This window comes from Streptomyces sp. NPDC033165, assembly GCF_055577965.1.
Window position 1 is genome coordinate 126164 of the sequence record NZ_JBVIPK010000017.1, and the last position, 11012, is coordinate 137175.

At 71.2% G+C, this 11012-nt stretch carries 13 protein-coding genes and 1 riboswitch; of the genes, 11 read left to right on the forward strand and 2 right to left on the reverse strand.

What is annotated here, in order from left to right; genetic code table 11:
• Positions 1 to 65 precede the first annotated feature (65 nt).
• Entirely contained in the window at positions 66 to 491 is a 426-nt protein-coding gene (locus ACZ5WC_RS29645; RefSeq protein ID WP_468543701.1) for a hypothetical protein, read from the forward strand.
• Between the two features lie 54 nt (positions 492 to 545).
• On the opposite strand, the gene ACZ5WC_RS29650 is transcribed toward ACZ5WC_RS29645, so the two are convergent.
• Positions 546 to 1133 carry an isochorismatase family protein gene (locus ACZ5WC_RS29650; RefSeq protein ID WP_468543702.1) on the reverse strand — a complete coding sequence of 196 codons (588 nt, stop codon included), beginning with the start codon at positions 1131 to 1133 and terminating at the stop codon, positions 546 to 548.
• Between the two features lie 253 nt (positions 1134 to 1386).
• Positions 1387 to 2715 carry a nicotinate phosphoribosyltransferase gene (locus ACZ5WC_RS29655; protein ID WP_468543703.1) on the reverse strand — a complete coding sequence of 443 codons (1329 nt, stop codon included), beginning with the start codon at positions 2713 to 2715 and terminating at the stop codon, positions 1387 to 1389.
• Between the two features lie 79 nt (positions 2716 to 2794).
• Between ACZ5WC_RS29655 and clpS the strand changes: the two genes are divergently transcribed.
• The 10 genes from clpS (at position 2795) to ACZ5WC_RS29705 (ending at position 10854) form a co-directional block, all read left to right on the forward strand.
• Positions 2795 to 3112, forward strand: a complete 318-nt coding sequence (gene clpS, locus ACZ5WC_RS29660) for an ATP-dependent Clp protease adapter ClpS (protein ID WP_468543704.1) — start codon at positions 2795 to 2797, stop codon at positions 3110 to 3112.
• 58 nt (positions 3113 to 3170) lie between these two features.
• Entirely contained in the window at positions 3171 to 3782 is a 612-nt protein-coding gene (locus ACZ5WC_RS29665; protein WP_468543705.1) for a DUF2017 domain-containing protein, read from the forward strand.
• Positions 3783 to 4105: 323 nt separating this feature from the next.
• The gene (locus ACZ5WC_RS29670; RefSeq protein ID WP_468543706.1) at positions 4106 to 5551 is read left to right on the forward strand and encodes an amino acid permease; all 1446 of its coding nucleotides are present in this window, start codon (positions 4106 to 4108) and stop codon (positions 5549 to 5551) included.
• A 147-nt stretch (positions 5552 to 5698) separates the two neighbouring features.
• Entirely contained in the window at positions 5699 to 6121 is a 423-nt protein-coding gene (locus tag ACZ5WC_RS29675) for a M67 family metallopeptidase (RefSeq protein WP_096628578.1), read from the forward strand.
• Positions 6122 to 6197: 76 nt separating this feature from the next.
• A riboswitch (cobalamin riboswitch) is annotated at positions 6198 to 6313 on the forward strand.
• 58 nt (positions 6314 to 6371) lie between these two features.
• Positions 6372 to 7367: an ABC transporter substrate-binding protein gene (locus ACZ5WC_RS29680; protein WP_468543707.1), complete on the forward strand. Its 996-nt coding sequence runs from the start codon at positions 6372 to 6374 to the stop codon at positions 7365 to 7367.
• Positions 7364 to 8404: a FecCD family ABC transporter permease gene (locus tag ACZ5WC_RS29685; RefSeq protein WP_468543708.1), complete on the forward strand. Its 1041-nt coding sequence runs from the start codon at positions 7364 to 7366 to the stop codon at positions 8402 to 8404. The genes ACZ5WC_RS29680 and ACZ5WC_RS29685 overlap by 4 nt, the downstream gene beginning before the upstream one ends.
• Before the next feature lie 118 nt (positions 8405 to 8522).
• Complete coding sequence (locus tag ACZ5WC_RS29690) at positions 8523 to 9311, forward strand: ABC transporter ATP-binding protein (protein ID WP_468543709.1); 789 nt, start codon at positions 8523 to 8525, stop codon at positions 9309 to 9311.
• A gap of 79 nt (positions 9312 to 9390) precedes the next feature.
• On the forward strand, positions 9391 to 9519 hold the full coding sequence (locus ACZ5WC_RS29695; RefSeq protein ID WP_018958487.1) for a putative leader peptide: 129 nt from the start codon (positions 9391 to 9393) through the stop codon (positions 9517 to 9519).
• A 97-nt stretch (positions 9520 to 9616) separates the two neighbouring features.
• The gene (locus ACZ5WC_RS29700; protein ID WP_073872976.1) at positions 9617 to 9904 is read left to right on the forward strand and encodes a MoaD/ThiS family protein; all 288 of its coding nucleotides are present in this window, start codon (positions 9617 to 9619) and stop codon (positions 9902 to 9904) included.
• On the forward strand, positions 9904 to 10854 hold the full coding sequence (locus tag ACZ5WC_RS29705) for a PLP-dependent cysteine synthase family protein (RefSeq protein WP_468543710.1): 951 nt from the start codon (positions 9904 to 9906) through the stop codon (positions 10852 to 10854). Before ACZ5WC_RS29700 ends, ACZ5WC_RS29705 begins: the two co-directional genes overlap by 1 nt.
• The last annotated feature ends 158 nt before the right edge of the window (positions 10855 to 11012 follow it).

An 11012-nucleotide genomic window follows, 5' to 3' on the forward strand; every position in this document is an offset into this window, starting at 1 on the left:
ATCGTGTTTAGGTGCGTCTTGTTCACATCCTTATTGACATGGCGTCTCGCGGGGGAGCGTGGAGCATGGCAGGCGGAGGTTTCTGCAGGTTGCCGAACGGCACGGTGGTGGTGGCCCTCACCCTCACCAGGCCGACGGAGGGAACGGCATCCCGTGCCGGTACGGGAGCGGGGCCCGGGGCCCCCGTACGGGTGCTGGTGCACGCCGCGAACCGGGCGCGCGCCCTGACCAGGCTGCGCAATCTGGGGCTGCGGGCGGTCTATCTGCGCGGGAACGACCGGCCGCCCACGCCGGACGAGGTCACAGCGGTGCTGCACCACCCGGACGGCCTGCTGTGGCGGGGCGTACCCCAGGCGGATGCCTCCGGGCGGCCGGGCGGTCTGGTGCCCCGGTCGCCGCACCTGCCGCAGTCGCCCCAGGAGCTGTGGCACCCGATCAGAGCCCTGCTGGGTCCCTCCGGGCACGCCGGCCCGGCCCGCCCCGCCGCCTGAGGGCTGTCCGCAAGGCGCTGGAGGGGCGCGCGGCGGCAGCGTAGCCTGCGGGGCCTATGCGACGACCGGGGTGCCCGAGAGCTTCACCCCGGCGGTGCGCAGCTCCTCCAGGGCCCGTTCCGTGGTCGCCCCGGAGACGCCCGCGGTCAGGTCGAGCAGCACATGCGTGACGAAGCCCTCGCGGGCGGCGTCCAGCGCGGTGGCCCGGACGCAGTGGTCGGTGGCGATGCCGACCACGTCGACCTCGGTCACCTCGTGCTCGCGCAGCCACCGGGCGAGGCCGGTGCCGTTCTCGTCGGAGCCCTCGAAGCCGCTGTACGCGGCAGAGTAGGCACCCTTGTCGAACACGGTGTCGATCGCGCCGGAGGCGACGGCGGGCGCGAAGTTCGGGTGGAAGCCCACGCCCTCCGTACCGGCCACGCAGTGCACCGGCCAGGAGTGCTCGAAGTCCGGGGTGGCCGAGAAGTGGTCCCCCGGGTCGATGTGGTGGTCGCGGGTGGCCACCACATGGCGGTAGCCGGGCTGGGCGTCGCCGATCAGGTCGGTGATGGCGGCGGCGACGTCGGCACCGCCCGCCACCGCGAGGCTGCCGCCCTCGCAGAAGTCGTTCTGGACGTCCACGACGATCAATGCGCGGTGCATGGCGGGTGTCCTTCGGTGGGGGAGGGAGCGGAATGTCTCACGGGCGAATCGAGTCGTTCGAGTGGATCGGTGGTGGGGGCTCGGGGGGACCGGCCGGCGGGGTGTCTGGGCGTTCGAGCCCGAATACGGGGTGTCTGGGAGTTCGAGCCTAGGGACTGGAACGTCACAAGCAAGCCCGTCCACCAAACCCCCGGGGCGGAACGAGACGGTCCGGGTGCCGGGGCGCCCCTTTCCGGGCCGCCCCGGGCCGCCCTCAGACGTACTCGGTCGGGATCACCGGCTCGCCCCGCGACAGCTGGATCGCCGACATCGGCAGCCCCGCGCGCGCGGCCACGTGCCGCTCCCGGGCCGCGTCCAGCGGTTCGCGGGCGACCACCTCGCCGCCCCGCACCAGCTCCACCAGCAGCTGCCGGTCGGCCAGCTCCGCCGGGACCGGTCCGGTGCCGACCACCTCGGCCTCGGCGACTCCGTGCTCGTCCGGCCGGCGCGCCGCCCACTTGCGCCCGCCGACCGACGACTTCGCGCCCAGCGACTTCTTGGCCACCGGCCGCAGCGGCTCGGCCGGGTCCGCCGAACCGGCGCGGGCGACCAGCTTGTAGACCATCGAGCACGTGGGGTGCCCGCTCCCGGTGACCAGCTGGGTGCCGACCCCGTACGCGTCCACCGGCGCGGCGGCCAGCGAGGCGATCGCGTACTCGTCCAGGTCCGAGGTCACCACGATCTTGGTGTCCGTCGCCCCCAGCTCGTCCAGCTGCTGCCGCACCCGGTGCGCGACCAGCAGCAGGTCCCCGGAGTCGATCCGTACGGCTCCGAGCTCCGGCCCCGCGATCTCCACCGCCGCGCGGACCGCCTCGGTCACGTCGTAGGTGTCGACCAGCAGCGTCGTGCCCCGGCCCAGCGAGTCCACCTGCGCCAGGAACGCGTCGCGCTCGGTGTCGTGGAGCAGGGTGAAGGCGTGCGCGCTCGTGCCGACGGTCGGGATCGCGTAGCGGAAGCCCGCCGCCAGGTCGGAGGTGGCGTCGAAGCCGCCGACGTACGCCGCGCGGGCCGAGGCGACGGCCGACAGCTCGTGCGTCCGCCGTGCGCCCATCTCGATCAGCCGGCGGCCCCCGGCGGCCGCCGACATCCGCGAGGCGGCGGCGGCGATGGCGGAGTCGTGGTTGAGGATGGAGAGGATCACCGTCTCCAGCAGCACGCACTCGGCGAAGCTGCCCTCGACCCGCAGGATCGGCGAGCCCGGGAAGTAGACCTCGCCCTCCGGGTAGCCCCAGATGTCACCGGTGAAGCGGTAGTCCGCCAGCCACTGGAGGGTCGGCTCGTCGACGATCCTCTGCTGGCGCAGGAAGCCGATGATCTCGTCGTCGAAGTGGAAGTTCTCCACCGCGTCCAGCACCCGCCCGGTGCCCGCCACGACCCCGTAGCGCCGCCCCTCGGGCAGCCGGCGGGTGAACGCCTCGAAGACGGCGTGCCGGTCGGCGGTGCCGGCCTTGAGGGCCGCCTGCACCATGGTCAGCTCGTACTGGTCGGTGAAGAGCGCGGTCGACGGAACGCCGACCCGTCGCCCGAGGTCCGCTGAGTTCATGGCTGGGATGCTACCCCCTATTCGTCAGAGTGACGAGATGTGGGGTCCGTTTGTGCGCGGGGGCCGCCCGGGTGGCAGCATGGGACGAGTGAGCGTTGCTACCCCCGTAGAGATCGAACGTCCCGATTCGGCCGAGGAGGCCTTCGCGGTCCCCGAGCCGGACGTCCCGTGGGTGACGCTCGTCCACAATGACCCGGTCAACCTCATGAGCTACGTGACCTATGTCTTCCAGGCCTACTTCGGCTACCCCAAGGACAAGGCCCACCGGCTCATGCTCGACGTGCACGAGAAGGGCCGCGCCGTCGTCTCCAGCGGAAGCCGCGAGGAGATGGAGCGTGACGTCCAGGCCATGCACGGCTACGGGCTGTGGGCCACCCTCACCCAGGACCGCAACTAGCGCCCTGCGTGCACCGCCGTACTCCCCCCGCCCCGTTCGACCCACCATCGGAGAATCCATGGCCGGCCATTTCGAGGCCACCCCAGGCGGCGGCGCGGCCGTCGCGCTCGACGAGGTCGAGATCTCGATCCTGCGCTCTCTCGCCGTCCAGCTGCTCGAACTGATCGGCCCCGGTGACGAGCCCGCCGAGGGCGAGGACCCGCTCGCCGCCCTCTTCGCCGAGGGGCCGAGCAAGCCGCCCTCCGACCCGGCGCTCGCCCGGCTCTTCCCGGACGCGTACGGGGGGCCCGACGGGTCCGCCCCGCAGGGCAAGTCCGAGGAGGATCTGCGGGAGCTGTCCGCCGAGTTCCGCCGGTTCACCGAGAACGACCTGCGCTCCCGCAAGCGCGAGGACGCCCTCACCGTCGTCCGCACCCTGGACGGGCTCTCGCCCGCCGGGGGCGGCGGCGCCGTGCTCACCCTCACCGGTGACGAGTGCCGCAGCTGGCTCGGCTCCCTCAACGACCTGCGCCTCACCATCGGCACCCGGCTGGAGGTCTCCGACGAGGACGAGGGGCAGGAGGGGTCGCTCTACCGGCTCCCCGACAGCGACCCGCGCAAGCCCATGGTGATGGCCTATCTCTGGCTGGGCGCGCTCCAGGAAACGCTCGTCGAGACGCTGATGCCGTAGCCGTCCCGCGCCGACCGGTGAGGCGGGTCCGTTCGCTCAACGGACGCTCAGATCCGGGTAATGATCCCCCCAAGTCATAAGCGTTGTTCGTGGCGGATGAGGTTTCTTGTCCGCATTTATCTGTGGGGTACGCCACAGAATGTCCCAGGGTGTCCTGTGGCGGCCGTGATAGATCTTCACGACCGCCCGGCGACGCCACCCCTGTCTCCGGGGGCGCTACAGGCCGGCCGAACGCCGGCGGCACTCCATCCATATCCGGGGGGATCAGGACCTGGTCCGCAGCCTGCACGGCGCGGATCGGCGTGGAGAAAGGCGCACCACACATGACATCGGCGCAGGTCGACGAGGGACAGGTCGACAAGGGTCAGCCCGGCGGCGACGCCGGGGACGCCGGGACCGGTGGCGAGGGATACCAGCGCGGTCTGGGAGCTCGTCAGATTCAGATGATCGCCATCGGCGGGGCGATCGGCACCGGACTCTTCCTCGGTGCGGGCAAGGCCATCGACCGGGCCGGGCCCAGCCTCATCCTGGCCTATGTCCTCGCCGGGCTCGTCATCTTCTTCATCATGCGGGCGCTGGGCGAACTCCTCATGTACCGCCCGGTATCCGGCTCCTTCTCCGAGTACGCCCGGGAATTCCTCGGCCCGTTCTTCGGATTCGTGACCGGCTGGACCTACTGGCTCTTCTGGGTCGTCACCGGAATCACCGAAGTCACCGCCGCGGCCACCTACATGACGTACTGGTGGGACATTCCCCAGTGGCTGTCCGCCCTGGTCTTCACCGTCATTCTGTACGGCGCCAACCTGATCTCCGTGAAGCTCTTCGGTGAGCTGGAGTTCTGGTTCTCCATGGTCAAGGTCACCGCGATCGTCGGCATGATCCTCATCTGCGCCGGAGTCCTGACGGTCGGCTTCTCGGACGCGGGCGACACCGCGACCGTGGCCAACCTCTGGAACGACGGCGGCTTCTTCCCCAACGGCGTCGGCGGCATGCTGATGACGCTCCAGATCGTCATGTTCGCCTTCCTCGCCGTCGAGCTCGTCGGAGTCACCGCCGGGGAGTCCAAGGACCCCGAGACCGTGTTGCCCAAGGCCATCAACACCGTGCCGTGGCGCATCGCCGTCTTCTACGTCGGCGCCCTCATCATGATCCTGTCGGTGGTGCCGTGGTCCACCTTCAAGCCCGGTGTCTCGCCGTTCGTGAAGGCCTTCGAGGAGATGGGGCTCGGCATCGGCGCCGCCATCGTCAACTTCGTCGTCCTCACCGCGGCGCTCTCCTCCTGCAACTCCGGCATGTACTCCACCGGCCGCATGCTCCGCGACCTCGCCCTCAACGGCCAGGGCCCCCGGGCCTTCACCAGGCTGACGAAGAACGGACTGCCGCTCGTGGGCACCACGTTCTCCGCCGCCCTGATGCTCGTCGGCGTGTGGATCAACTACCAGTGGCCCGGCGAGGCGTTCAACTACGTTGTCTCCTTCGCGACCATCTCCGGTATGTGGGCCTGGATCATGATCCTGCTCAGCCAGATCCGCTACCGCCGCATGGCCGACGCGGGCATGCTGCCGCAGTCCTCGTTCAAGGCCCCCGGAGCCCCGTACAGCAGCTGGTTCGCGCTCTGCTTCATCGGGTTCGTCATCGTGATGATGGCCGTCGACAAGGACGCCAGGATCTCGCTCTACTGCGCACCGCTGTGGGCCCTCGTCCTCTTCGTCTCCTACCGGATGCTCCAGGCGCGCAACCCGGAGAACGCCTCCTTCGCCAAGCGCTGACCCGAGGGCGGACCCGGCGGCCACCGGGTCCACGACCACCCTCCTCCCGGACGCCGTCGTCCGCCCCAACGACTGACGGTGTCCAGCATGCGGGCCCCCGCGTACCACCCTCCGGTACGCGGGGGCCCGCCGTCCTATCCTGGCGCCATGCTGACCATCACCCAGACGCTCTACGACCAGATCGTCGCCCACTCCCGCGCCGACCACCCCGACGAGGCGTGCGGGGTCGTCGCGGGCCCGGCCGGGACGGACCGCCCCGAGCGCTTCGTCCCGATGCTCAACGCCGCCCGCTCGCCCACGTTCTACGAGTTCGACTCCGGCGACCTCCTCAAGCTCTACCGCGAGATGGACGACCGCGACGAGGAGCCCGTGATCGTCTACCACTCGCACACGGCGACCGAGGCCTACCCCTCTCGCACCGATGTGACGTACGCCAACGAGCCCGGCGCCCACTACGTCCTGGTCTCCACCGCCGACACCGACGGCGCCGGCCCCTTCCAGTTCCGCTCGTACCGCATCGTGGACGGCGAGATCACCGAAGAAGACGTGCAGGTCGTCGAGGCGTACTGAACCCGGGCGGATCGCAGGGCCGCCGCACGGGTCTGGCACACTGCACCCCAGACCCGACCACAAAGGCAGCAGGAACCAGGAAGCCGGTGCGATTCCGGCACGGTCCCGCCACTGTGACCGGGCCCCCTCCCACGCGGACGACTCCCCAGCGGACGACTCCGCACCGGAGGGCGGCCCGGAAGCCAGGAACTGGCCCGCCGCCTTCCCGCATCGACCAGGGGACGCGGAAATCCCCCGGAGAGGCCCTGCCATGTCCCGGCGCACCCCCGCGCTCATAGCCGCCGCCGTGCTGCTCCCGCTCGCCCTCACCGCCTGCTCCTCCCCGGACGGCGACAACGCCACCGGGAACAAGGCCTCGCAAAAGCGCGACGGCTTCCCGTACACCGTCACCAACTGCGGTGTCACCACCACCTTCAAGGCCCCGCCGAAGCGCGTGGTCACCATGAACCAGCACGTCACCGAGATCATGCTGGAACTGGGCCTGACCAAGTCCCTCGTCGGCACCGCCTACCTCGACGACAAGGTCCTGCCGAAGTACGAGAAGGACTACGCCTCCGTACCGGTCCTCGCCAAGGAGTACCCCTCCTACGAGCAGGTCCTCGCAGCCAACCCCGACTTCGTCTACGGCGGCTACGGCAGCGCCTTCACCGCGGGCGACGGCCGCGGCCGCGAGGCGTTCAAGAAGTCCGGCATCGAGACCCGGCTCAACACCGAGAGCTGCGCCGAGGCCGACACCCCGATGGAGACCCTCTACGAGGAGGTCCGCGAGGTCGGCCGCACCTTCGGCGTCACCGACCGCGCCGAGGCCTGGGTCAAGCAGGCCAAGGCCGACAACGCGGCCACCGCCGAGAAGCTCAAGGACGTCAAGCCGCTCCCCGTCTTCGTCTACGACAGCGGCGACAAGACCGCGTTCACCGCGGGCGGCAAGGGCATCGGCAACGAGCTGATCAAGCGGGCCGGCGGCACCAACATCTTCGCCGACCTGGACAAGCCCTTCGGGGACGCCTCCTGGGAGAACGTCGTCGCCCGCAAGCCCGAAGTCATCGTGATCTACAACTACGGCTCCACCACCGTCGAACAGAAGAAGAAGCGCCTCCTCACCGACCCGGCCCTCGCCGACGTCCCCGCCATCAAGAACAAGCGCTTCGCGGTCATGCCCCTCTCCGACGCGGTCCTCGGCGTCCGCGTCCCCGCCGCCGTCGAGAAGCTCGCGGCCCAGCTCCACCCGGCGGCCACCACCCCGTGACCTGCCGCACCCCCGCACCGCGGCGGCTGCTGCGCTACACCCTGGTGCTCGGCGTCCTCGCCGTGCTCCTGGCCGTCGCCGTGCTCGCCGCCCTCGCCCTCGGCTCCGTCCGCATCCCGCCCGGCCAGGTGCTCGACATCCTGACCGGGCGGGCGGAGGCGAGCCCGTTCCGCACGATCGTCCTCGACGTGCGGCTGCCCCGGGTCCTGCTCGGTATCGTCGTCGGCGCCGGACTCGCCGTCATCGGCACCGTCCTCCAGGCCCTCGTACGCAACCAGCTGGCCGACCCGTTCCTCCTCGGCGTCTCCTCCGGGGCCTCCACCGGAGCGGTCCTGGTGATCGTCCTCGGCATCGGCGCCACCCTCGCCACCACCGTCACGATCCCCGCCGCCGCGTTCGCCGGCGCGCTGCTCTCGCTGCTGCTCGTGTACACCCTGGCGCGCGGCGGGGGCGGCCTCACCACCAACCGGCTCGTCCTCGCCGGGGTCGCCGTCTCCTACATCCTGTCCGCCCTGACCAGCCTGATCCTGGTCACCTCCGCCCGCGCCGACCACCTCCAAGAGGTCCTCTACTGGACCCTCGGCGGTCTCGGCGCGGCCCGCTGGGACATGCTCGCGCTCCCCGCGGTCACCCTGGTCATCGGCACCGCCGTGCTCCTCACCCTGGCCCGCCCGCTCGACCTGCTCCTGGTGGGGGAGGAGGGCGCGACCGTCCTCGGCCTGGACACCGCCCGCTTCCGGGCCGCCGTCTTCGTCCTCGCCTCCCTCATGACCGGGGTGCTGGTCGCGTACAGCGGGGCGATCGGCTTCGTGGGCCTGATGGTCCCGCACATGGCCCGGATGGCGGTGGGCGCCTCGCACCGCGCGCTGCTCCCGGTGGCCGCGCTCGGCGGGGCGGTGTTCCTGGTCCTGGCGGACCTGGCCGCCCGGACGCTCGCGGCCCCGCAGGACATCCCGGTCGGCGTGCTCACGGCCCTCACGGGCGGCCCGTTCTTCCTGTGGATGCTGCGGCGCAGACCCGAGGGAGCGCCCGCATGAGCCCTTCTCACCGGGAGCGCCCGCACGAGCTCCTCTCCGCCGGGAGCACCCGCATGAGCCCCTGTCCCCGTCGTCCCTTCGCCCGTCCCTTCGCCCGTCCCTCCGCCGGAGCCCGCCCGTGACCACCCTGCGCACCGAGCGCCTCTCGTACGGGACCGGCGAGGGCCGCCACCTCGTCGACGCCGTCGACCTCACCGCCGCCGACGGCGAGACCGTCGGCCTCGTCGGCCCCAACGGCAGCGGCAAGACCACCCTCCTGCGCTGCGTCTACGGCACCCTGCGCCCCACCCACGGCCGGGTCCTCCTGGACGGCGACGACCTCGCCGCCCTCCCCGTGAAGGCCCGCGCCCGGCGCATCGCCACCGTCCCGCAGGAGAGCCACGCGGGCTTCGAGCTCACCGTCGGCCAGGTCGTCGGGATGGGCCGCGCCCCGCACAAGCGGTTCTGGGAGGCGGACACGGCCGCCGACACCGCCCTGGTCACCGAGGCCCTCGCCCGGGTCGGGATCGCCGCGCTCGAACCCCGTACGTTCGCCTCCCTCTCCGGCGGCGAACGCCAGCGCGCCCTGGTCGCCCGCGCCCTGGTCCAGCAGCCCTCCCTCGTCGTCCTGGACGAGCCGACCAACCACCTGGACATCCGCTACCAGCTGGAGATCCTCTCCCTGGTCCGCGAGCTCGGCACCACCAACCTCCTGGCCCTGCACGACCTCAACCTCGCTGCGTACTACTGCGACCGCATCTACGTACTCAAGGACGGCTGCGTCGTCGCCTCCGGCACCCCCGAGGAGGTCCTCACGGCGGAGCTGCTGGGCGAGGTGTACGGCGTCGCCGCCGAGGTCAGCACCCACCCGAAGACGGGCGCACCCACGGTCGTCTACCTCCCGCAGGACCACACCAGCCGGGCGTGAGTCCGCATAGTGGTCGCTCAGCATCCATCATATGAGATCACACTCGGGTTTCCGGACCGGGAATCGATACGATGCCCGCATGGTTCCCCATGACGTGAGCAACAAGACGCCGGGCACGCTGCTCGTCGCGCGGCTGCACGTCGACCTGTGCAGGCTCGCCAGCGCGATCTGTCCCGCCCGAAGCCTGCCCGTGAGCCGCCCGGCCTGAGCCGCGGTCCGCGCGCCCACCCACGTACCACCCCCCTGCGCGGGGGCACAAACGCGCGCCCCACGCCACCTCTCCGCTTTCGACAGGAGCCCACGCCATGGCCATCGAGGTCCGCATTCCGACCATCCTCCGCACCTACACCGACGGCGCGAAGGCCGTCGAAGGCAACGGGGACACCCTCGCCGACCTCTTCGCCGACCTGGAGAGCCGCCACACCGGTATCCGTGAGCGACTCGTCGACGGTGCGAACGGCGAACAGCTCCGCCGCTTCGTGAACGTCTACCTCAACGACGAGGACGTCCGCTTCCTGGACGGCATCTCCACCAAGCTCAGCGACGGCGACAACGTCACGATCCTCCCGGCCGTCGCCGGCGGCATGCGCTGATGCGGTACGACTCCCCGCTGGCGGCCGTGGGGAACACCCCCCTCGTCCGCCTCCCGCGGCTGTCCCCGTCCGAGGACGTCCGCATCTGGGCCAAGCTGGAGGACCGCAACCCCACCGGCTCGATCAAGGACCGCCCGGCGCTCCACATGGTCGAACAGGCCGAGAGGGACGGCCGGCTGACGCCCGGCTGCACCATCCTGGAGCCCACCAGCGGCAACACCGGCATCTCGCTCGCCATGGCGGCCAAGCTCAAGGGCTACCGCATCGTGTGCGTCATGCCGGAGAACACCTCGCAGGAGCGGCGCGACCTGCTCGCCATGTGGGGCGCCGAGATCATCTCCTCCCCGGCCGCGGGCGGCTCCAACACCGCCGTGCGCGTGGCGAAGGAACTCAGCGCCGAGCACCCGGACTGGGTGATGCTCTACCAGTACGGCAACCCGGACAACGCGGGCGCCCACTACGCCACCACCGGCCCGGAGATCCTCACCGACCTCCCGTCCATCACCCACTTCGTCGCGGGCCTCGGCACCACCGGCACCCTCATGGGCGTCGGCCGCTACCTCCGCGAGAACCGCCCCGGTATCCAGATCGTCGCCGCCGAACCGCGCTACGACGACCTGGTCTACGGCCTCCGCAACCTCGACGAGGGCTTCGTCCCCGAGCTCTACGACGCCTCGGTCCTCACCACCCGCTTCTCCGTGGGCTCCGCCGACGCGGTCACCCGCACCCGCGAACTCCTCCAGCAGGAGGGCATCTTCGCGGGCGTCTCCACCGGCGCCGCACTCCACGCGGCGATCGGCGTGGGCAAGAAGGCGGTCAAGGCGGGGGAGAGCGCCGACATCGCCTTCGTCGTGGCGGACGGCGGCTGGAAGTACCTGTCGACGGGCGTCTACACGGCCGAGACGACGGAAGCAGCGATCGAAACGCTCCAGGGCCAGCTCTGGGCGTAGGCCGCAGGTCAAGCCCGGCCGGCGTTCGAGGACGTCTTTGAGCCTCTTTGGCGCTTGAGGGGCGGGGGGGGGGGGGGGGGGGGGGGGGGGGGGGGGGGGGGGGGGGGGGGGGGGGGGGGGGGGGGGGGGGGGGGGGGGGGGGGGGGGGGGGAGGGGGG